This is a genomic window from Streptomyces sp. CA-250714, assembly GCF_050936705.1.
Taxonomy (GTDB): Bacteria; Actinomycetota; Actinomycetes; order Streptomycetales; family Streptomycetaceae; genus Streptomyces.
The window spans coordinates 1-19946 of the sequence record NZ_JBNJMI010000004.1 but is presented as its reverse complement, the minus strand read 5'-3'; the positions used below and the strand labels follow the sequence as shown (position 1 = coordinate 19946).

Below are 19946 nucleotides of genomic sequence, written 5' to 3'. Positions count from 1 at the left end.
AATCAGCAGGTCGGGTGTGCGTTCGATCGCGACGACTAGGCTCGTCGGGCATCGTGAGGACGAATACGAGTTGGGGTGGCCCCTACAGAGCAGGCTGCCCCAACTCGCCGTAGGGGGCCTTGAGGAAGGGCTTGACAAAGATCCCTGAATAAGGCATAATTAAGGGTGTCGCAAGGGATGTGCTTGCGACATAAACACGAACCCCCGGGGTGCCTCAGCTTGTGGAGGCGGGCATCCCGGGGGCTCACACCAGAGAGATGAGGCTCTGATGTCGTACTTCAGTATCCCCCCGTGGGCGGGTGGACGTGCACCTTCCGCTGTTCAGGCTTCGGAGGTGCAGGCGTGAACGTGCTTCCCCGTGTCCACGCCGTGGCCGAGTCCCTGGGGGTGCCGCCGTGGACGGTGGCGCTCGGTGGGGTGGCCGCTGGCGTGGCGAGCCTGGCGTTGCTGGTCCTGGCCCTGCGACTGGCGGGCCGGGCGGTGACGCGGGCGGTTGAAAAGGCCCGCCGGGATGATGACAGCGAGGCCCGGGCCCGCGTCATGGCGATGATTGACGACCGCTGGCGGACCATCGTCGGCATCTGCGGCATGACGGTCAGCATGTATGGCCTGTATGGGTTCGCCGAGGACACCGCCGGACTGCCCATGGTGCTGCGGATCTTCTTCATCGCGATCTTCGACGGTGCTGAGATCGGCCTCATGCTGGGCCTGGCCCGGGCCCTGGCCGCCCAGGAGGTCCCGCGGTGGACCGAGGGCATGATCCGGTCCCGGCGGATGGCGTGGGGCCTGGTGGGTCTCTCGGCCGCCGCGAACTGGGCGCACGCTCCCGAGGGCGGCGGTCTGTGGGCGAAGGTGGCCCTGGCCGGTGTCCCCGTGGTGTCGGTCAAGCTGCTGGAACACGGGCTGGACCTGCGGATCGCCGAGCTGGCCAAGGCCGAGGAGGAGGACGGCGTCCGGCCCGGACCCCTCCGGCTGGTCGTTCTGCTGTGGCGCCGGACCTGGATCGCCCTGTTTGCGTGGCTGGGTCTGGACGCCGCTTCCACGACCAGCGAGACCTCTCGCCGGCTGCTGGCCCAGCGTGCGGCCCGCGCGGTGATCGACCTGGCCCGAGCCCAGACGCGAGCCGACCGCCAATTCCGGTTCGGCTGGAGGAAGTCGCTGGCGGACCGCAAGGTCGACCGGCTGACCGCTGACGCGGCGGTCGCGCTGGACCGCGCGGACGCCCCGGTCGACGTGGAGCAGGCTCTCGCGGTCGTGCGACGGACGATGGGGCACATGCAGGCGGGACAGCTGGGACGGCTCAACTATGGCGACGTCGACAGCGTGGTGGACACCGTCGTCTCGCTGCCCGCGCTGCAGCAGAAGGTCAAGCAGAAGTTGGAGGAGCAGAAGGCCGAGGTGCAGGACGAACTGCGGGCCGCGGAGCGGAAGGCCCAGCAGGAGCGGGACGCGGCTGTTGCCGCTCTGGAAGCGGAGCGGGAGGAGCGTACGCGGCTCAACGCGGAGCGGGAGACGGAGCGCGAGCGCTTCGAGGAGATGGTCCGGCAGCTTCGCGAGCAGGTCGAGGCAGCGCAGACGGAGCGTGAAGCTGCCAAGCGTGAAGCGGCCGAGCAGGTCCGGCTGATCCGCGAAGCCGTCGAGCAGAGCGCGGCGCGTGAAGCCGCGGACCGTCGAGCGGAGCGGGAGAGCACCGAGCAGCGGGCCGAGCGTGAGGCGAAGCGGTGGAGCGAGCAGGTCGAACAGCTTCGTGACGAGGCGAAGCGGCAGCTCCAGGAGCAGGCGGAGCGCTTCAAGCAGCAGAGCGCCGAGCAGGTCCGCATGGAGCGGGAACGGTGGAGCGGGGAGCTGGAGCAGCTTCGCACCGAAGCGGCACGTCAGCTTCGCGAGCAGGCTGAGCAGCTTCGCGCGGAAGCAGAGCAGGCGAAGCGCGAAGCGGTCGAGCGGGCCGAGCGCGAAGCAGCCGAGCGACTGGAAGCGGAGCGGGCCGAGGCGAAGCGGGCGGTGACCGCCGAGCGGGAGAAGGCGGAGCGGTTGCGGGCCGAGCTCGAAGCGAAGCAGGCGGAGACGAAGCAGTCCGCGCCCGCCGAGCAGTCGACGGAGCAGCCGCGGACGCCGAAGCCGAGGGAGGCGACGAAGCCGCTGGCACCGCTGAACAAGGGATCGCTGAAGCAGCGCTTCATCGAGCGGGTGCATGAGCTGTGCGAGCAGGGCGAACCGCGTCTGCTCGGTCCGGCAGTGACCCCGCGCACCCGCACAGATGTTGCGTACCAGGTGCAGGCGGAACTGGGGCTCACCTCGCAGGGGACGGCTCGCACCTACATGCAGGAAGCGATGGAGCGGTGGGAGGCCGCGCAGCAGGCCGAGGCGGCGAAGAAGGCGGACGCCCCTGCCAAGGCGGCGAAAGACGCGAAGAAGGGCAAGCTGCTGGACACCTTCGGCCGTCCGATCGCGGACCTGGACCAGCTCGACCCGAAGGGTAAGACGCTGGTGGGGATCTGACGCATGCAAGCGGGGGCTGGCCGGACCTGGAAGAGGTCCGGCCAGCCCCCGTTCTGCTGCCTGCCGCAGCGGGCTGGAAGGTGCCTGGAGGCCCCGCTGAGGCCGTGCGAGCCCCGTCCGGCCCGGACCCGCCAGGGCCTCTCTGGGAGGGCGCTCCGCGTCCTCTCAGCGGTCTCCGGATTGGGTGGCGGCAGCCGCTGGTAGGCGGTAGGTAGTTGGCCGGTAGGTGGCCTCTGACCTGCGAATCTACCGGCCTACCTGGTAGCTCGACGCGCCGGCCGGACCGGTCGGGGAGAGGGGCGTCAGGAGGCGGTCGTCCACCGGTAGGAGAGCGACCACAGGTGTGCGGGAAGCACGCTGACGGTGACCTCCACGGCACGGTCGGCAGTGGCCGCGGTCCGGGTCAGCTGGATGACTCGGTTGTCCGGGTCGATCTCCAGGGCGGCCGCTTCGTCCTCGCGGGGCGGGCGGACGTCGATGGTCTCGGAGAAGTCCGTGGGCCGGTGCCCGAGGTCGGCAAGGAGGCCCCTCACACCCCGGGGGCCGGGGTCCGGGTCCTCCAGGGCGGTATGGCGCGCGATGTCGAGCGGCAGATACGTAACGGCGAGCTGGACGGGAGTGCCCGGATCGGTCGGCGCGGCGCCGGCCGCCACGGCGAAGGTCCTGGTGTCGCGGACGAGGACGTTCTGCCCGCTCCGCTTCAGGCCGAGCAGCGCGGCCAGGTCCTGCGGGGCCCGCTCGGTGCGGACATCGGGGAAGTGGCGGGCGACGAGGCCGAGCGCCCGCAGTTCCGCTTCCAGCGCTTCGCCGAAGCCGTCCGCTTCGCCGTCGCCGCCCGCTCGGAGCAGGCCGGTGGTCTGCCGGGTGATCCGCTTCAGCAAGCGGGAGACATAGGCCCCGGACCCCTTCCGGGTGGTCACCAGGCCCTCGGCGGCCGCCACCCGGACGGCCCGCTCGACAGCGGAGCGCGTGCACCCAAGGTGCTCGGCCAGATCGGCGGCGGCCGGGAGCCGCGAGCCGGGTTCGTACGTGCCGCCCGTCACGGCGTCGCGCAGCCGCTGAGCGACGCGACGGAACTCCACGGTGGCGGACGGGTGCTTTGTCATGAGCTGAGGGTAAGGCTCCGCAGCAGCTCACTCAATCTCCCGTGGAGATTTCTAAATCTCCCGTGGAACTCGATTGACCTCCCGTGGAGGTTGGCGTTTACTGGTGTTGTGCCGCAGGACGCCAACGCGCTTGCTGCGGCGCTCCGTTGCACGACAAAGGCCCCGTACTGACGCGCGAGCGCAGCCGGGGCCGGACAAGCTCCGGGGCGGCCTCCCACCTTCCACAGCAGACGGCCGCCCCGGTCCCATCCCGAATCACGGAACGGACCTCCATCATGGCATTTCGCAAGTCGATCTCCCAGGCCGAGCTGCGACAGAAGCTGACGCCCGAGCAGCGGGCGAGCGGCCCGACGTACCAGTCCAGCCGTGGCGGCTGGTTCCCCGAGCCCGCGAAGCCGGTCCCCGGCACCCCCCAGGGTGAGCAGACCAGCCCCCAGTAGCCGGCCGCGAGCCGCGGGCGGCCGGACGGGCTCCGGCCGCCCCGGCGGGAAGGGCGCCATGTACGCGCTGCAACTGGTCCTCACCCTCATGTTCCCGGCCTCCGCCGCAGGGGCAGCCGTCGCTCTCGGCGTCCGGCCCCACGGACGGCAGGCCCTCGCCTGCAGCACCGCCCTGGTCGCGGCGTTCGCCGTCGCCCTCGGTGTTGCGCACTCCTGAAGGACTCCCGTGCCCCACCTCCTGCTCGGCGGCGTGCTGATCGTGCTGGCGGCGACTCACCTCAGTCGGCCGCAGACCCGGGCCGTCCGCATCGCGAAGGACACCATGACCATCGGCTCCGCGCTGGTGGTCCTCATCATCTGGAGCCAGTTGTGACGGTGAACCGGCGCGCGACGCGCGCACCGCACCCGGGCGACCCGAACGGCTCACTGACAACCATGAGTTCGCGCTGTGATGCGCGTTCCGGGGACCAGCACGTGCCCGGCCCCCGCAGCGTCCAGCAGCACGGTCTCTCGCCGCTTGCCCTGGACCTCCCGCCCGGATTCGAGCGGGTCGGCACACCGGCCGTCCCGGACGAGGCACTGCGACGACTTGACCCCGACGAAATCCGTATCCGGCGGCTGATGACCGCCGCTGTCCGCCGATGGGGGTGGCTGGCCCGATGACGACGAACACCGACTCGGAGACGCAGGTCTCCGAGGCAGGCGTCCGCGACGTGAGCGACTTCCTCGCGGACCTGGACGACGTCCTGGCGACGTCGACCGCGCCGACGATTCCGGCACCGGCCACCGAGCGGGACCCGGAGCCCGATGCTGCGGCGACCATGCCCGACGTCGACCTGGACCTGGACGTGGTCGGCCCGGACGCCGACGCCGACACGTCGCCGGCCGCCGTCGCGCCCGCACCCGCCCCGGTCGAGGCACCCGCCCCGGTCGAGGCACCCGCCCCGGTCGAGGCACCCGCCCCGGTCGAGGCACCCGCCCCGACCGCACCGGCGAAGGACTGGTGGAACGACGTCTACAAGGACGACGCCGCAGACCAGGACACCTTCACCGGCAACGTTCCAGCTCAGGCGGCCGCGCCGTCCGCCCCGAAGTACGCCCCCGCCGCCCCGGCCCAGCCGGTAGTCGAAGAGGACGACGCCGACGAGGCCGACGCCGAGGAGGACGGCGACGACCAGGACGAGGCGCCCGAGCCGAAGAAGGCCTTCTGGCGGAGGAAGGGCAAGTCCTCCCGTGGCGACGACGGCGACGAGGCGGACACCGACGAGGCCCCGGCACCGGACGCGACGACGGGCGGTCGGTTCGCGGCCGCGGTCAGGAACGCCGGTCCGGTCATCGCTGGCACCACGAGTGGCGGCGGCCTGATCAACAACCCCCGAGGCCGCCAGGTCGTCTTCGCCGGCACCGCGTACGCCGCGGGCTGGGGTCTGCACCTGGACGACTGGGTCACGGGCCTGATGGCCCACGCCGACCAGTACGCCACTCCCGTGGCTGGTTGCGCCCTGTACTGCGGGCTCGTGGGCCTGGCCGCGCGGACGAAGCTGGGCGGCGTCATCTTCGTCTCTTCGCTGGGTCTGATCACGGTCCTGCAGATGGCCCAGCCCGCCTGGGTCGTCGGCGGCGGCGTCGCGCTGGGGCTCCAGACCGCTTACCGCATGGTCCGTGGCTGGATCGGCCACTACGGCGACAAGTGGCCCTGGAAGGGCGTGGTCTGGGCCGCCCACGTTCCCGCCGCCACGGCCACCGTCGCATTTCTCCTGTACGGCACGAACTAACCGAGAGAGCAGATCACAGACATGGGCCAGATTTTCGGAGCGATCGGTTTCACCGGCGGCGCCGTCGTGATGACCGCGTTCCTGATCGTCGGCGCGCGGGGCCAGTGGAAGATCAAGTTGTCCCACGAGGGCGTGATCGTGGCCGCGTTCATCACCGGCCAGCTCTATGCCCAGGGCGGGGAGACTTTCAGCTTCGTCGCGGACATGAGCGGCGGCCTGTCCCAGGCGATCCAGACCAGCTTCGGGTCCGCAGGCAACTTCGGCGCCGGTGCGGTCGCCCTCCTGATGTGCATCCTGATCTACGGCCTGAAGCCGTCGAAGTTCCGCAACGGCTTGTTCGCCTTGATGCTGCCCAGCATGTTCACGGCGGCCGGTGGCATCTTCGACACGCTCACGGGCCTGATCAGCAACCTGACCGGAACGGTGGTCGCCTGATGGCTGTGGACCTGGTCAAGCCCGACCCGGGCGACGAGGGCAAGGGCGTGGCGGACGACGTCGAGCTGGTGGACGACGAGGGCGTGGCGGCGGAGCAGCCGTCACGCCCTCGGGCGTGGTGGGGCCAGATCATCGAGTCCCTGGAGAGCCAGGCGGACGCCCCCCGGGCGCCCGGCCGTGCCGTCACCCGCCCGGACCTGTCTGCGTATCACGCGTTCGACCGCGCCGGCCTGGTCGCCGTACGGGCGGGGTCGGTGATCATCCTCCGCGCGACCTGGACCCTGACACGCCGAGGCTGGGTGCTGGTCATCGGCCGGGTGCGGAGGGGGAAGGGCGTGAAGTCGGCCCCGAAGGCGGCGGCCGGTGGCGACGCCGAGCGCTCCGCGAAGCCGAAGCGGCGCGGCGGGAAGTCTCCGGCGAAGAAGTCGACGGGGGGTAAGAAGGCGCCCGCGAAGTCCGGGACCAGCACCGGTGACCTCGTGATCGGCGGTGCGGTGCTCACCGGCATGGGCGGCATGTTCCTGGTCAACACGGCGGTCCCGGCCGTGGGGAAGCTGGCGGCGGGAGTGGGGAACTGGGTGATCGACCACCCGCTGGACCTGATCCGAGGGGCGAGCGGATTGGTGATCATCTTCGTGGTGATCGCCTGGGTTGTGGGAGCGGCCGCCGGGGCTCACGAAGATCACGAAGAGGAAGATCGCGAAGAGAGTGCGGACGGGGGAGTCGCGGAGTCGGAACCCCTTGAAGATCACGAACAGGATCAGGGGAGTGGGGAAGCGGAACCCGATCCGTCCGGTGGGGAAGTGGCGGAACCGTCCCCCGAAGAGGCCGCTGCAGCGGAGCGAATCAGGGTCTACGCGTGGGTACGCGAGAGCATCAGAACGCGGGGGAACGGCACCGCTGTGCACCTCCGTGAACTGGCCCTGGAAAGCGTGCCCGAGGGGGGTGACGTGCGGTCCGAAATCGGCCGGGTGAGGGCCCTCCTGGCGGCCCACCAGATCCCCGTCCGGGATGGCGTGAAGGCCCCCGCATCGGACAAGGACGGGGCCACGCGTAACCGGCCCGGTGTGCACTCCGCAGACCTTCCCCAGACCTTCACTCCCCTGCCGGCCCAGGGCTCGAACCTGGTCCGCCTACTTCCGGTAGGTCAGCCCTCTGACCTGCAATAACTACCCGCCACCTACCGCCCGTCTACCGTTTCGGTAGGCGGGCTACTTGCTCTCCGGAGCAGGTTCTAGGCTCGACTCGCGTATTCAGCAGCCGCCCCGTGGGTGGCCTGTGAGAGGAGGACGTCCCCGTGGCGTACTGGAGGTGCGGCGCCTGTCGAACCCGCTTCCCGATCGGCCCGGAGGGGGAAGCGGCTGCACGCGAGGCCCACCGCCATCAGGCTCACTTTGGGGGCGTCCCTGACGGTGAGGACGGGCCCGAGGAGACGGGTGGTCAGCCGATCACGGGCCGTCAGGTTCTGTACGGTCTGGTCGCGCTGGCCGTCCTCACGGTCCTGGCTCGCTCGTGCGACCTCCCGCTCATGAGCTGACCGGGTCATGCTGCAAACGGAATCGGCCCGGCAGACGCGTGTCTGCCGGGCCGATTCGGGCCGCGTCATTCGCTGGGTGAGTTTTAGGCGTCCCGCTGCTCGATGTCACCGTCCACCACGGCCTGGAGGAAGCTCATCCAGGGCCCGTCACCGAACTCGAACACGGCTCCCCTCGGGTTCTTGGAGTCACGCACCCACATCGCCGTCCCGTTGCCCATGCGAGCCGCTTCGACGCACTGACCCCCTTGGTCGTTGCTGTAGCTGGACGTGAACCACTGGGGGCTCTGGGCGTCGTCCCTGGTCATAGGAATCAGAACTCCTCGATCGCTTTCTTGATCATGCTCAAGGACTCTGTGTGCCCTGGAGCGAACGCTTGCAGGTCCGTGAACGTCTCCTCGTACCGGTCGACGTCGGCCCGCTTCCGAACGACCCACGCGTCGGACAGGTTTTCCAGGTAGACGATCGGAGGGAAGGGGTCCTTCTCCCGGAACTGCAAGATGGTGAACGCTCCGTTCATGCCGGGGTGTGCTCCGGACTCAAACGGAACGACCTGTACGCGGACGTTGGAGAGGGATGACGCGAGTTCCGCGATGTGCTGCAGTTGCTCGCGCATCACCTCAGCGCTGCCGACACGGCGCCGCAGGACCGACTCGTTGATGATGGCGATGAGCCTGAGCGGCGACGCCTCCCGGTGAAGGACCTCCTGTCGCGTCATACGAACGGCCACCAGGCGGTCGATCTCGTCCTTGCCCAGGCCCTCGTGCGCTCGGCGGTGCAGGGCGCGGACGTACGCCTCGGTCTGCAACAGGCCGGGGACGTACTCCGATTCGTAGTTGTGGAGCGCGGATGCGGTGGCTTCCTGGCCGAGGTACGCCTTGAAGCCGGGCGGGATGACCGGCGCGTACTCGCGTTCCTGCCACCAGTCCTTCTTCGTCTTGGTGACGGTTGCGTAGCCGATCAGCGTCGCTCGCTGCTCGGGTTCGGCTCCGTAGATGTCGCACAGGGCCATCACATCGGCCGGTTCTACGACCCCGTTCTCGCCGGCCTCCAGCCGGTTGACCTTCGACGGGCTCACAACAAGGCGCCTGGCCACCTCTGAGGCGGTCAGCCCTGATCCCTCTCGCAGGCTGCGGAGTTCGACAGCGAGCTGAAGACGGCAGAGGGCCGGTGCCGCCGACCCTACGTCCTCAATCATCCAGCGTCCCTTCGTCGTGCCAGGGCCAGTGTGTCGGTGCTTGTTCTGCCACGGCAAGGAATCTTCTGCGGCTCCGCGAAAAATTCTGCCACTTCCCGAACACCAGTCAGTTTCCCCCCTCTGTGCGTCAGTTCGAACAGAAACTGATTCCGCAGAATTCTGCGAGAGTGGTTCCCACCGTAGCGAATCTGCTGGCATCCTGTACCGAGTCAGCACAGAGCGCGCCCACCTGACAACAGCCCGTGATCTTGGATGGGGTGGGCCGCGTCGTACCGACCGGACCGGGAGGAACCCGGATGCCCAGCGAAGTGACTCCACAGAGCGCCGACCGAAGTGGTGCGACGAATGCCGCAGAAGGAGTACAGCGGCAGTTCGAGATCCCCGTGAGCACTCAGGTCTTACGCGTGCTTCAGGGTGCTTCCTGCCTGTGTTGCCAGATGCCGGACGGGGAACTGCGTTCCGCCGGCCGCGCGTGCACGATCAGCCCGGGCGGCGACACCCTCTGGTGGGACGTCCGAGCCCACGACGGGTGTTTGAAGGCCGCCGGGGGCGCGTCGTGACAGCGGCCCTGGCGGACACCAACATGGTCTGGTTCCTTGCCGCCCACCCCAGCCCTGACCGGCTGGCCGTCGAGTGGACCGAGTCCCCAAAGTGGACTGGGCAACTTCCGGCAGGCCGGGCGTGGGACGCCGTGGCGATGCCATACACCCTCGGACTCGACGTACTCGGAGCGTGCGGAACGCTCAGGGGCTGCTGCCCCCCGGCGCTGGCCGACCGCTGGAACCGCCGTCTCTACCTCTTCATCGAGCCGGACCAGGGCGGAGTCTGGGCAGAGGACATCTGGACCCTCCCCCGCGAGTCTTGGTTGACCATTCCCCACCCGGAGTTCGGGCCGTGTGACTGCCCGACCTGGTGGCTCCACCGTCCCAACGTGGAGAGCGACTTGCTGACCGCCGCCGAGCTGCGGACGGCCGTTCGGCTCGCGTTGCCCGGATACCGCCGCCGTGCCGCGTCGGCTCCCGTGGACGGAGGTGTGCTGTGACGCGTGACGTGTCGAATCGCCCGGTGAGGACACCGGCGCGCGAAGTCTGCCCCACCGGCGCCGCCGAGTCGAGCGCCGGCCAGGCCGAGCCGCACCAGTACGCCTTCGACGGCGACATCCAGGCCCCGGCACGCGCCCGTCTTCACGTGCGCGAGGCCCTGTGTTCCTGGCGGATGCCGGAGGACACCGTGGACACGGCCGTCCTGCTCGCCTCCGAGATCACGACCAACGCGGTGCAGCACACCACTTCGCCTCTTATCCAGCTCGAACTGCTGCGACGTGACGGTGAAGTCGAGGTGGCCGTCTGCGATAGCGGCCCCCGGCCCGCCAGGTCGCTCCAGGCGATCTCGGAGGAGACCGGAGACCTGTGGGACGAGAACGGCCGCGGGCTCGACCTTGTGCGCAGGCTCGCCAGCCGGTGGGGCGCGTCCGAAGCCGGGCCCGGCCTCAGGGTCTGGGCCGCGATCCGGGCGACGGACAGTGACCAATGACCGATATGCCGCGACCCGCTCGCGAACCGCGACTGCATGAGACGGAGAGCCTGACCGGGGCTCGGGCCGGCCACTCGTGCCCCACCACAGCCACCGCACCGGACTGGCGAGTGCGCCGTCCGGTGCGGACCCCGGGCGCCTTACCGGCGCCCCTCGTGCCGCCCCCGGCAGGGCAACCCCCCCGTATCCCGGGCCGGGGGCGGCACGTCTACGAGATAGGGAGCTTCTGATGCACCCAACCCTCACCGTGCCCGCCAGAGAGGGCCAGGCGGACGTCGAGACGCTGATCCGGCTGGCCGCGGCCCTGCGGAAGATGCGCACGCTTTCTCAGGTGCTGGACGACATCGGTGACGCGCTCGACCCCCAGCCGCCCGCAGCGGCCGAGGTCAAGGACATCCATGAGCGTCTGCGCGGTGACCTGGAGCGGCTGGCCACCATCGCCACGGTGGCGGAGGTAAAGGACCCCGAAGTGCTGAGGCTGACCGCCCGCGCCGTCGAGTTGCAGGCCGTGGAGCTGCCGGAGGACCACCGCGGCCAGATCGCTCACCTGCGTAGGCAGGGCGCCGTGGCCAACGACCTCCTGGAACGGCTCACGGCGACGCGAACGATCAAGCAGGTCGCATGAACCGCCGACGGATGACACCACCCCAGACCCGTGAGAGGACAGCGACGTGACGGCCCGCCAGCAGTTCCATTGGAAGGGCCTCCACGTCCCATTCATCGCACCGTGGAGCGAGGAGAAGCCGCTCCCATACAAGGTGATCAAGCGGGTGGGGCCGGATGGCGTGGAAGGCATCGGCTACGCCGACGAGGTCAGCAGCGCGGACCGGAGGGACGGCAACCTCTGGGTACGGTGGCCGGCCCTGCGGGGGAGGGGTAAACCCCGCCTGGCCGACATCCACCCTCTGCGTCAGCGACAGGCCATGTCGCACATGCTGTGCATGGTCTGTGCCGCCTCCACGTTCAACGATGAGTTCCGCCAGTGGGGCGGGAAGCACTTGTTCATCGGGCGCGCGGTCGACGGGCGACCGATCCGCGACGGCGAGAGGACCGACACACCTCCCGTATGCCTGCCGTGCGCCGTCGAGGCCGCTGAGGCTTGCCCGCACCTGGTCAAGGGACACACCGCCGCCCTGGTGGAGCGGGCAGAGCCCTGGGGGGTTGCCGGGATCGTCTACGACCCGCGGACTCTTCGGCCGATCCCGACCAGGAACAAGAACGGCCTCACCGACGTCGCGTTCGAAGACCCCACGCTCCGGTGGACTCTCGCCGCCCGCGACGTCGTGACTCTGCACGGCTGTACCCCTGTGAACCTGGCCGACCTCGCGACGCCGAGCGTCGCGGCCTAGCCCCGCCCGGCGACCCGATGCCTCGCGCCCGGGCCGTCGGGCGGTCAACGCCGGCGGGCCACCGCGTCTGCCGCCCTACCCATCCGGACCACCGAGAGAGCGAACCGCCATGCCTGACTTCCCGTACCTGCGTCGCATCCGCGCGAAGCGCCCCCCGCGCCAGGACTTCGAGCCGCGCACCCTCATGGACATGCTTCTGGAGCAGGAACGGGGCCAGGGCGAGGACCGCGCGGTGCAGGTCTCGGCGGTCTCCGTCTCGTTCTTCGGCTTCCGGGCGCAGTCGCACGGCAGGACGGGATTCGCCGCACTGAGGCACATGCGCCGTGATCATCCGGTGCTGGTCCGCTGCCTGTGCACCTACCTGGGCGTCATGTGGGCCGTGACCGCGCTCGTAGCCGCTCTGAATCTGCTCTGAGACGACCTGACCCCGATCACCGCGTGACCGTAGAGAGAGGGCTTTTCCGTGTTGGACACTGAGGGGACGGACTCCGTCAACCTGCCGGGGCAACGTGTCGCGCAGGGACCGCCGATGATCGGCCGGGCAGACGCGGAGGCGCTGGCGGGTGAGCCCGCGCAGTGGGAACAGGTGGCTTCACGCGCGGCCGTCTGGCGCGTGTCCGGTCCGCGCGGACTGTGGGCCTTGAAGATCGGCACCGGCGAAGACGCCGCCGCCGTCGCACGCGAGGCAGCCGTACTTCAACAGACGCACTCCCTGGTGCCCGGCCTGTCGTACGGCGGACGGGCGAAGGCGGGCCGTGGCGCCGGTTCCGCATGGCTCATCACGCCGTGGCTCGAAGGCGCCTCCACGTGGAACCGGTTCGAGGGCGTACGACAGCGGCGCGAAGACGGCCGGGCCTCGGCCCTCGCCGCCGCGGTGGACACGTGCCTGGCTGTGAGTGCTCTGCACGCGGCCGGGTGGGTGCACGGTGACCTTCAGCCGCACCACACCGTGCACACGGCGGCAGCGGTTCGGCTCATCGACTGTGCATGGGCATCGAGTCCAAGCCTGCCGCCGTCGCACGGCTACCTCGGCGGACTGCTGCACCTGATGTCACCAGAGCTGATGCACCGCGTGGAGTCGCGGGTCCGGCCGGTGACCACCGACCCGTCGGATGAGGTGTACGCCCTCGCGGCCGGCCTGTGGTGGGCGGCGACCGGGACCTGGCACCGCGACTACGCCGCTATGGGTGTCGACCCCGCGAGGTTCACGCCGACCGAGCTCCGGCGGCTGCTGCTTCGCAACCGTGTCCCGCACGGCCGCATCACGCACTGGCCCGCGCTCGAAGAGGTCCTGCAGTACGCGCTCACCCGGCCCTCGGCCGACCGGCCCACCGCCGAGCAGCTGGGGCAGTGGCTCCGCCAGATCAACCCCCAGTAGCTCACGGCTGCACGACAGCAAAGCCCCGGAATGCGGCAAGCGCCGTTACTCCGGGGCTTAGCTGTGCTGTTGTCATGTGCCCTTGTCCTGGTCACGGCGGGACTGGCGAGGATGCCCTACGGCATCCCGGGTACGCGGTCCACAGAAGCGGAATCGAATCTGCGTGACTGCCCGAAAGCCGCATCTGTGTTCAAAATACGGTAGACCGAGCTAATCGGACTCGCGCTTTCGTCGCCATGCATTCTGTGGGTTTGTCGACAAAGGTCTATCTCTTCTTCGTCTTCTTGTATGGGGCACTGTTCCTGACGGTGTGTTCGTCGGTATTGAAAAGCACTTGCAGTACCGGAACCCATCTGTCAGGGAGAGCCTGCCGCCCCCGCTCGACATCGCAATAGGTGCTGACAGCGACCTTCAGGGCCTGCGCGACTTGGGTCTGGGTGAAGCCCAGGAGCCGTCGCAGCACCCTCAACGTCCACTCGGCATCTATGAGTTCGACAAGGTCAAGGGGGGAGACGTCGAGACGCCTGGCCAGCCGGGGAAGGTACCGTGGACCTGGTCGCTGGTTCTTCGCCTCCCACATCGCGACTGTGCTGCGAGAGCACCCCACCTCTTTTGCCAATACCTGTTGGGGGATTCCACGGGCCTGCCGCAACTCCGCGACAAGCCATCCCCGCAGACGCCATCCGTCTGCCCCCGTGCGCATGGCGCCGCACTCTACCCGCCCCGATACGAAATTTTTTGACGATCAGTAGTCAACGGCGTACTGTCCAGAAACATTCGGGCCTATCGCGGGGAAGGTCATCAGGGGATGAGTGCGTTCAAGTCGGTTGTGTGGAAGATCCTCAACCTGCCGGAGCCTCGCAAGGACACCCCGCCCCCCCAACCGGAACCCTCCCCGCAGCGGACCGCTTCGCCAGTGGGCGCGCAGCAGTGGGTGGCGGCAGGCAAGCGTGTGCAGGCTGAGCGCAACGGCCACAGCAAGCCGCAGGTTGCGACCGAACCCAAGCAAACACGAACTCCGGTGACCCCCTGGGCCATCCACGAGGAGAAGAGTGGCACGAGGGCTCTCGTCACTGCGGGCCGGATCGCGCTGTGGGCGGTGGTCGCCCTGGCCGCGATCACCGGCGTCAGGTCATGGTTCTGGCCCAACGAGCCCGCGCCCGCTCCGCCCCCGAAGGTCCAGCAGGGCCCGACGTATCCCGTGCAGGACGCCCAGGCGGTCGCCACCCGCTTCGCGTACTCCTACCTGACCTGGGACGAGGCGAAGCCGGAGGAGCGAACCAAGGCTTTGGCGCGGGACATGCCCAAGGGCATGGACACCTCCGCAGGTTGGAACGCGAAGGGGCAGCAGTCCGTACTGATCGTCCAGCCGGGCAGGGTGGACGAGCTCGGCGACAAGCGAGCGCGGGTGCACGTGGACGCGTTGGTCAGCACCCCGGGCGAGACCGGCAAGGGCAAGAAGACCCCGCCGGCCGAGCAGAAGTGGGTCGGGCTGGAGGTGCCCGTCCTCTACACCTCCGGCCGCATCGTCGTCACCGGCCAGCCCGGCATCGTGGGCGTCCCCACCTCCGGCCCTTCCGTCACCGACCAGAACACGGTCGACAGTGACGTTGAGCTGTCCGCTCACACCCAGAGCACCGTGGAGACCTTCTTCACCGAGTACGCCAAGGGCGAGTCCGACACCGTGACCGCTCCGGGCGCGACCGTTCCGCCGCTGCCTGCCGGGATGACGCTGCTGGACGTTCAGAGCTGGAACGTCGACAAGGGCAAGGGGGACGACCGCACCGGTACCGCCGTCGTCCGCTGGCAGATCGGCGGCGCGGAGCTGGAGCAGACCTACCGGGTCGAGTTGACCCGGGTGGCTTCGGCCGCCGCCGAACGCTGGCAGGTGGCCGAGGTCCACGGCGGAGCGTCCTGACTCTCCGCCCGCACGAACCGAACGAGGGGATACGAGGCATGTCCAACGGCGTCAACCTTGCGTTGACCAGCGGCGCAGACCTGAAGACGTGGGTCTTCCTGATCGCCGGAAACATCTTCCTGATCGTCCTGGTAGTCCGGGCAATCGGCCACTACGCCAAGCGCGAGTGGGGCGACCTCATCGGCCACATCATCGCGGGCGTCGTGGTGGCGGGCTTCGTGTTCGCCACCGACACCACCAAGACGATGTTCGTGGAAATCTGGAACAAGGTCGCAGGCGCGTGAGGGTCGGACACACCTACACCCGGCATTTCGATCTTGAAACGCGCCAGCACGAGATCCTCGGCATGGACCTGGGTGAAGGCCCGTCCCGCCGGATGCTCGTCACGGGCGCCGCGATCTACGCCGTGTGGACCGGCACCCTGCTGGCCGTCTTCGGGCTGCCCAGCCAGCTGACGTTCACGTTGTATTTCGCGCCTCCGGCGGTGATCACCTTCTACGGTGCCCAGCGCAGCCGGTCCAACGAACGCAGGTGGAACCTCACCCAGTGGGCGCTGTGGGTGCGCTACCTGACGGTGGGGCACCGCCCCGTCATCAACGGCGGCCGCCGTGCGGCGGAACGCCACGAATGGATGCCGATGCGGGCTCGCCTCGGTGAACGAGCCGAGGCGTTTGTCGAGCTCCCCGGAATGGGGGTCTTCGAGAAGGCCTTGGGCAAGGACGCACCCCGGCCGACCGCCGGCCGCAGCGTTCCGTTCGACACCAAGACCCGGTTGTACGGGCCGGACGTGGTCTACCGCGCCCGTAAGCGTGCCAGCGGCAGGAAGTAACAGAGGGGTACGGGGATGAAGATCGCGAAGGCAGTAGGGCGCTTCCTCGGAGTCGCGGGCGACCGGTCGGCGCCGCCGCCGCGCTACGTGGCTCTGGCGGACGGAGTCCTGGTGACGGAGACTCACGCGGAAGCGTGGTACGTCCTGTCCAGCAGCAACACCGACCTGATGCCCGAGAGCGCGCGGGACACCGAGCACGACCAGGCGTCCAGTGCACTCGCGCGCATCCTCGCCGGGCACGAGTGCCACCTGCGGATCTTGTGGAGCCCCCTCAACGCGGAGGACTACCGCGTCGAGGCAGAGGAACTATTCACCGCTGGCGACTTCCAGTCGTGGGCGGACGTGCGGGTCGAGCGGCTGAACGATCTCGCCCTGTCCAGCCGCCAGTTGCTGCTGGGAGTCCGTATCCAGGAGCGATCCGGCCAGGCCCAGGCCCGCGGCCGAAGCGGTCTGCAGGACGCCCTCGGCATCAAGTCGACGGGCATCCCCCAGCGTGAACTGGCCCGACTCGACGCACTCGCGCGACGGCTCGGCCGACAGCTGGAGACCACACCGTGGAAGGCCAAGCCCGCGCCGGTCGAGGTCCTGGCGTGGATGATCGCCCGCGAACAGCACCGGGTCACCGCCCTGCCCAGCCCCAACTCCGCAGGGGTGATCACCGGCGCGAAGCTGGCCGCGCTCACCCGCGGCCGCGTTGTCCCCTACCCGGACCACGTACGCGTGATCGACGCGCACGGGGAAGTCGCGTCCTGGACCAGCGTCCTGACGATGGACAGCTTTCCGGAAGAGATGGAGAGCCCCGGCCCGGGGGAGTGGCTGCGGACCGTCAGCGAGATCACGTACGTCCCCGAGTACGACGAGGAGGGCGTCGACCCCGACGTCCAGATTCTCCCCGTCAACCCGGAGCCCAGCGTCCGCTTCAAGGTGCTGCACCGCCGCGACGCACTGAAGATCACCGAGGAAACCCGGCGCCTGGCTAAGGAACAGGGAGATTCAGCGGCCCAGCACTCCGCACAGACACCCGCGGCCGACATCATCGAGACCGAAGAGACCATGACCCAGCTCGCGCGAGACATGAAGCGCGAGGACGTCACCCTGATGGAGGACCATCCCCGGCTGGTCGTCTCCAGCGACGTATCCCTGGACGACCTGCGGTCGAAGATCGACGCCGTGGTCACCCACTACGGCGGACTCGGCATCGAGGTGTCCGTCGCCAGCGAGGAGCAGAAGGAACTCTGGCTGGAGACGCTGCCCGGTGACAAGGTCCGTGTCCCCGACCTCAACCACATCCGTACCGTCGGTGCCTTCGCCGGATCGTGGTTCTGGGGCGGCGCCAGCGTCGGAGACGACACCGGTCCAGTGATCGGCTACCTCACCGGCTCGACCCCGGGCCTGGTCCGCAACGACCTGACCGGCGGCAGCCAGCGGGGCGACGCGACCACTACGGCCTTCATCGGCAGGTCGGGACGAGGCAAGACGACCGCGATGATGATGTCCCTGCTGGACTCGGCATTCCGCGGCAGCTTCGTCTTGGCGCTCGACTTCAAGGGCGACATGGGCGGTCTGGTCGCCGCCGGCCGTCGTTACGGCCTGAACGCGCACCTGGTCGAGACGGGAAGCCAGTTCGCCGGTGTCGCGGACCTCTTCACCCTGCTGACCGGCGAGAGCGCCGAGCGGGCCCAGACCGAGGTCCCCGCACAGCTGGGCATCGCCTTGCCTCAGCACCTGCGGATGCGCGGTGCCGAGACGCCGATCCAGTCGGCCGTCAACGAGGTGATCGCCGCCGGTGACCCCCAGGTGTGGAAGGTCATCGAGCACCTGCGGCACTCCACCGACGACCTGGCCAAGGAGACGGGCGAGGCCCTGTACGAGCTCGCGCAGACGGGACTCGGCGCCCCGTTCATGGGCAAGCCGTCCGGCAGCGCGTTCATGCGGCCCGAGCCTGGCATCTGGGTGGTGCAGATCCCCGGGATCTCGCTCCCCGGCCCGGACGACGACCGCGAGGACTGGTCCGTGCACCAGAGGCTCAGCGTGGCCCTGGTCCACTCGATGTTGGCTTTCGGTATCTCGATGGCCGGCCGCAAGGACCTGCGTGGCCTGCGCAAGGTGATCGCCGTCCCCGAGGTGCACGTCCTGACCGCGACCCGCGAGGGAAGTTCCTTCCTCCAGTACATCGCAAGGGTCGGCAGGGCGTTGCAGACGGCTCTCGTCATCGACACCCAGGACCCGGAGTCGCTGGCGAAGCTGACCGGCCTGATCGAGCAGATCACCACCATGTTCGGTTTCCAGCTCACCAGCGCCGAGCAGCAGGACGCGCTTGCCGCCCTGCTCGACCTGCCGGTGGGAGCCCACACGCGAGCCCTGATCCAGGCCATCGGCGTGGATTACGACCAAGAGATCCGGCACGGCCACGCGATCATGCGCGACCGGCGGTTCCAGTCCGCCACCGTCCAGTTCGATGTGCCGTCCGTGGAGCTGCTGGAGCTGCTGAGCACGACGCCGAAGGTCGACACCGGCGGCGCCGGTGAGACCAACCTGACCAAGGAACCGCAGGGGGTAGGGGTATGAAGCGCGCCGTGACCGCCGCCGCCGTGGCGGCCGCTGTACTCGTCGCCGGGTGCTCATCGAAGGACGAAGGCGAGAAGGGAAAGACCAGCGGAGGCAGTACCGCCGACGCCACCAAGGCCGTCGTGCTGGTCGCCCAGAAGTACCAGACCGCCGTCAACGATCAAGACTGGGCCACGGCGTGTGGACTCCGCACCGAGCGATACCGGCACGGCTCCGTCAAGGAGTGCGTCGCCAACAACCAGCCGGAGACCAAGAGCCCGGAGCCGACGCCGACCGAAAGCGACGAGTTCCCGCCGCTGCGACGAGCTGACGGTTCCATCGTCCCCGGAAAGTCGACGCCGAGCGCCAGCGGACCCGACCGTGCGAAGACGGGAAAGGTCAAGGCCAGCGCACCAGAGGACGTTCCGGCGATCGGTGACCACCCGGCTGGCATGGGTGTGCTGGTCGAGTACACCGTCACCTGGCCCGACTCCACCACCACCACGCGCAGGGCCCTCCGTGTCGTGCAGCAGGGAGACGCATGGCTGGTCGACCAGGCCGAGGACATCGCCGAGTCGGACGAGGCCCACGGCGATCCGGTCCGTGACGCGCTGACGAGGGGATGACGCCGTGACCAGCCTTGAACGCAAGACCTACCGGTTCAGCGTGCTGAAGCTGCTGATCCGACTGCAGAACTTCCGCCTGCCCCGCAAGCGGAACATCCTGATCCCGATCCTCGGTGTCTACGTCACGCTGCTCGTGACCGCGCAGTCGGCGTGGGCGAAGGACTACACCCCGGTCGGCGTTGGCGACCTGCTCCCTTCGGTGTCAATTCCCTACACCAAGGGGCAGGGCACCCTCTACGAGGAGTACGGCAACCCGCTGCTCTACACGGTCACCGACGACTACGGCATGTGGGACGTCATGGACCCGATGCTGGAGATCCCGGCGATCATCTGCATGGGGCTCACCGCGGTAGTCGGCTCCGCCGCGGTCACCATCGTGCAGTGGATCTTCAACGTCACCACGATCCCGCCGCTGGAGAGCGCCATCACCTCTTCGGTGGGCGGCGCCGCCAAGACGCTCACCGAGACGCTGCTGCCGTCCGCGATGGTGATCGGCGCGCTGGTCGCGTGGGCCAACCACCGCAAGGCCAGCGGATCGAGCCTGTCACAGCTGGGCTGGGTGGCGGTGTCCACGATCTTTTCGATCTCCCTGCTGACCTCGCCTCAGACGTGGGTCAACGGCATCGACTCCGTCCGCAACGTCGGCTCCAGCGTGGCCATGAACGCCACCAGCGCCGGCCTGGGGGACGGCACCAAGGAGCCCATCGACCTCGGCCACAAGACCACGTACGGCGACAACGAGCGCGACAACATGCTGCGGAAGTCCTCCGACGCGGTTT

At 69.0% G+C, this 19946-nt stretch carries 24 protein-coding genes; 20 read left to right on the top strand and 4 right to left on the bottom strand.

Annotated features, from left to right (window positions below):
• The first annotated feature begins 342 nt into the window (after positions 1-342).
• A complete protein-coding gene (locus ACQEU8_RS36150) occupies positions 343-2499 on the top strand; it encodes a hypothetical protein (protein WP_433109154.1) in 2157 nt (718 codons plus the stop codon).
• A 302-nt stretch (positions 2500-2801) separates the two neighbouring features.
• On the opposite strand, the gene ACQEU8_RS36145 is transcribed toward ACQEU8_RS36150, so the two are convergent.
• Positions 2802-3605 (bottom strand): GntR family transcriptional regulator, encoded by an 804-nt coding sequence (locus ACQEU8_RS36145; protein ID WP_433109152.1) that lies wholly within the window; start codon positions 3603-3605, stop codon positions 2802-2804.
• Between the two features lie 275 nt (positions 3606-3880).
• Between ACQEU8_RS36145 and ACQEU8_RS36140 the strand changes: the two genes are divergently transcribed.
• From ACQEU8_RS36140 to ACQEU8_RS36110, 7 genes are all read left to right on the top strand, one after another.
• Positions 3881-4045, top strand: a complete 165-nt coding sequence (locus tag ACQEU8_RS36140; RefSeq protein ID WP_433109150.1) for a hypothetical protein — start codon at positions 3881-3883, stop codon at positions 4043-4045.
• A 58-nt stretch (positions 4046-4103) separates the two neighbouring features.
• Positions 4104-4262 carry a hypothetical protein gene (locus ACQEU8_RS36135; protein ID WP_433109148.1) on the top strand — a complete coding sequence of 53 codons (159 nt, stop codon included), beginning with the start codon at positions 4104-4106 and terminating at the stop codon, positions 4260-4262.
• Positions 4263-4271: 9 nt separating this feature from the next.
• Positions 4272-4418, top strand: coding sequence for a hypothetical protein (locus tag ACQEU8_RS36130; RefSeq protein WP_433109146.1), 147 nt, complete (start codon positions 4272-4274; stop codon positions 4416-4418).
• A 62-nt stretch (positions 4419-4480) separates the two neighbouring features.
• Entirely contained in the window at positions 4481-4708 is a 228-nt protein-coding gene (locus ACQEU8_RS36125; protein ID WP_433109144.1) for a hypothetical protein, read from the top strand.
• Complete coding sequence (locus ACQEU8_RS36120; RefSeq protein WP_433109142.1) at positions 4705-5820, top strand: hypothetical protein; 1116 nt, start codon at positions 4705-4707, stop codon at positions 5818-5820. The genes ACQEU8_RS36125 and ACQEU8_RS36120 overlap by 4 nt, the downstream gene beginning before the upstream one ends.
• 21 nt (positions 5821-5841) lie before the next feature.
• Positions 5842-6255 carry a hypothetical protein gene (locus ACQEU8_RS36115; RefSeq protein ID WP_382106168.1) on the top strand — a complete coding sequence of 138 codons (414 nt, stop codon included), beginning with the start codon at positions 5842-5844 and terminating at the stop codon, positions 6253-6255.
• Positions 6255-7424 carry a hypothetical protein gene (locus ACQEU8_RS36110; protein ID WP_433109139.1) on the top strand — a complete coding sequence of 390 codons (1170 nt, stop codon included), beginning with the start codon at positions 6255-6257 and terminating at the stop codon, positions 7422-7424. The genes ACQEU8_RS36115 and ACQEU8_RS36110 overlap by 1 nt, the downstream gene beginning before the upstream one ends.
• A gap of 451 nt (positions 7425-7875) precedes the next feature.
• On the opposite strand, the gene ACQEU8_RS36105 is transcribed toward ACQEU8_RS36110, so the two are convergent.
• Both ACQEU8_RS36105 and ACQEU8_RS36100 read right to left on the bottom strand, forming a co-directional pair.
• A complete protein-coding gene (locus ACQEU8_RS36105) occupies positions 7876-8097 on the bottom strand; it encodes a DUF397 domain-containing protein (protein ID WP_433109137.1) in 222 nt (73 codons plus the stop codon).
• A gap of 5 nt (positions 8098-8102) precedes the next feature.
• Entirely contained in the window at positions 8103-8987 is an 885-nt protein-coding gene (locus tag ACQEU8_RS36100) for a helix-turn-helix domain-containing protein (protein WP_433109135.1), read from the bottom strand.
• Positions 8988-9543: 556 nt separating this feature from the next.
• On the opposite strand from ACQEU8_RS36100, the gene ACQEU8_RS36095 reads away from it, so the two are divergent.
• The 6 genes from ACQEU8_RS36095 (at position 9544) to ACQEU8_RS36070 (ending at position 13247) form a co-directional block, all read left to right on the top strand.
• The gene (locus ACQEU8_RS36095; protein ID WP_433109133.1) at positions 9544-10029 is read left to right on the top strand and encodes a hypothetical protein; all 486 of its coding nucleotides are present in this window, start codon (positions 9544-9546) and stop codon (positions 10027-10029) included.
• 23 nt (positions 10030-10052) lie between these two features.
• Positions 10053-10520: an ATP-binding protein gene (locus ACQEU8_RS36090; protein ID WP_433109131.1), complete on the top strand. Its 468-nt coding sequence runs from the start codon at positions 10053-10055 to the stop codon at positions 10518-10520.
• A gap of 229 nt (positions 10521-10749) precedes the next feature.
• On the top strand, positions 10750-11145 hold the full coding sequence (locus tag ACQEU8_RS36085; protein ID WP_433109129.1) for a DUF6415 family natural product biosynthesis protein: 396 nt from the start codon (positions 10750-10752) through the stop codon (positions 11143-11145).
• 46 nt (positions 11146-11191) lie between these two features.
• Complete coding sequence (locus ACQEU8_RS36080; protein ID WP_433109127.1) at positions 11192-11869, top strand: hypothetical protein; 678 nt, start codon at positions 11192-11194, stop codon at positions 11867-11869.
• Positions 11870-11978: 109 nt separating this feature from the next.
• Positions 11979-12284: a hypothetical protein gene (locus tag ACQEU8_RS36075; protein ID WP_433109125.1), complete on the top strand. Its 306-nt coding sequence runs from the start codon at positions 11979-11981 to the stop codon at positions 12282-12284.
• 114 nt (positions 12285-12398) lie between these two features.
• A complete protein-coding gene (locus ACQEU8_RS36070) occupies positions 12399-13247 on the top strand; it encodes a phosphotransferase (protein ID WP_433109123.1) in 849 nt (282 codons plus the stop codon).
• A gap of 265 nt (positions 13248-13512) precedes the next feature.
• Here ACQEU8_RS36070 and ACQEU8_RS36065 read toward each other — a convergent pair whose 3' ends face one another.
• Entirely contained in the window at positions 13513-13950 is a 438-nt protein-coding gene (locus ACQEU8_RS36065) for a helix-turn-helix domain-containing protein (RefSeq protein ID WP_382103377.1), read from the bottom strand.
• Positions 13951-14055: 105 nt separating this feature from the next.
• Between ACQEU8_RS36065 and ACQEU8_RS36060 the strand changes: the two genes are divergently transcribed.
• From ACQEU8_RS36060 to ACQEU8_RS36035, 6 genes are all read left to right on the top strand, one after another.
• Entirely contained in the window at positions 14056-15165 is a 1110-nt protein-coding gene (locus ACQEU8_RS36060; protein WP_433109121.1) for a conjugal transfer protein, read from the top strand.
• Positions 15166-15203: 38 nt separating this feature from the next.
• Positions 15204-15449: a hypothetical protein gene (locus ACQEU8_RS36055; RefSeq protein WP_433109119.1), complete on the top strand. Its 246-nt coding sequence runs from the start codon at positions 15204-15206 to the stop codon at positions 15447-15449.
• Complete coding sequence (locus ACQEU8_RS36050) at positions 15446-15994, top strand: hypothetical protein (RefSeq protein WP_433109116.1); 549 nt, start codon at positions 15446-15448, stop codon at positions 15992-15994. Before ACQEU8_RS36055 ends, ACQEU8_RS36050 begins: the two co-directional genes overlap by 4 nt.
• 15 nt (positions 15995-16009) lie before the next feature.
• Positions 16010-18562 carry an ATP-binding protein gene (locus tag ACQEU8_RS36045; protein WP_433109114.1) on the top strand — a complete coding sequence of 851 codons (2553 nt, stop codon included), beginning with the start codon at positions 16010-16012 and terminating at the stop codon, positions 18560-18562.
• Complete coding sequence (locus tag ACQEU8_RS36040; RefSeq protein ID WP_433109112.1) at positions 18559-19167, top strand: hypothetical protein; 609 nt, start codon at positions 18559-18561, stop codon at positions 19165-19167. The genes ACQEU8_RS36045 and ACQEU8_RS36040 overlap by 4 nt, the downstream gene beginning before the upstream one ends.
• 4 nt (positions 19168-19171) lie before the next feature.
• Positions 19172-19946: hypothetical protein (locus ACQEU8_RS36035; protein WP_433109110.1), on the top strand; the 775-nt coding region annotated here is incomplete at its 3' end.

Coding starts and splice junctions, on each gene's coding strand:
- ACQEU8_RS36085 (WP_433109129.1), top strand. CDS start 10,750: ATGCACCCAACCCTCACCGTGCCCGCCAGAGAGGGCCAGGCGGACGTC.
- ACQEU8_RS36145 (WP_433109152.1), bottom strand. CDS start 3,605: ATGACAAAGCACCCGTCCGCCACCGTGGAGTTCCGTCGCGTCGCTCAG.
- ACQEU8_RS36125 (WP_433109144.1), top strand. CDS start 4,481: ATGAGTTCGCGCTGTGATGCGCGTTCCGGGGACCAGCACGTGCCCGGC.
- ACQEU8_RS36040 (WP_433109112.1), top strand. CDS start 18,559: ATGAAGCGCGCCGTGACCGCCGCCGCCGTGGCGGCCGCTGTACTCGTC.
- ACQEU8_RS36045 (WP_433109114.1), top strand. CDS start 16,010: ATGAAGATCGCGAAGGCAGTAGGGCGCTTCCTCGGAGTCGCGGGCGAC.
- ACQEU8_RS36135 (WP_433109148.1), top strand. CDS start 4,104: ATGTACGCGCTGCAACTGGTCCTCACCCTCATGTTCCCGGCCTCCGCC.
- ACQEU8_RS36115 (WP_382106168.1), top strand. CDS start 5,842: ATGGGCCAGATTTTCGGAGCGATCGGTTTCACCGGCGGCGCCGTCGTG.
- ACQEU8_RS36120 (WP_433109142.1), top strand. CDS start 4,705: ATGACGACGAACACCGACTCGGAGACGCAGGTCTCCGAGGCAGGCGTC.
- ACQEU8_RS36075 (WP_433109125.1), top strand. CDS start 11,979: ATGCCTGACTTCCCGTACCTGCGTCGCATCCGCGCGAAGCGCCCCCCG.
- ACQEU8_RS36100 (WP_433109135.1), bottom strand. CDS start 8,987: ATGATTGAGGACGTAGGGTCGGCGGCACCGGCCCTCTGCCGTCTTCAG.
- ACQEU8_RS36070 (WP_433109123.1), top strand. CDS start 12,399: ATGATCGGCCGGGCAGACGCGGAGGCGCTGGCGGGTGAGCCCGCGCAG.
- ACQEU8_RS36140 (WP_433109150.1), top strand. CDS start 3,881: ATGGCATTTCGCAAGTCGATCTCCCAGGCCGAGCTGCGACAGAAGCTG.
- ACQEU8_RS36060 (WP_433109121.1), top strand. CDS start 14,056: ATGAGTGCGTTCAAGTCGGTTGTGTGGAAGATCCTCAACCTGCCGGAG.
- ACQEU8_RS36065 (WP_382103377.1), bottom strand. CDS start 13,950: ATGCGCACGGGGGCAGACGGATGGCGTCTGCGGGGATGGCTTGTCGCG.
- ACQEU8_RS36105 (WP_433109137.1), bottom strand. CDS start 8,097: ATGACCAGGGACGACGCCCAGAGCCCCCAGTGGTTCACGTCCAGCTAC.
- ACQEU8_RS36110 (WP_433109139.1), top strand. CDS start 6,255: ATGGCTGTGGACCTGGTCAAGCCCGACCCGGGCGACGAGGGCAAGGGC.
- ACQEU8_RS36055 (WP_433109119.1), top strand. CDS start 15,204: ATGTCCAACGGCGTCAACCTTGCGTTGACCAGCGGCGCAGACCTGAAG.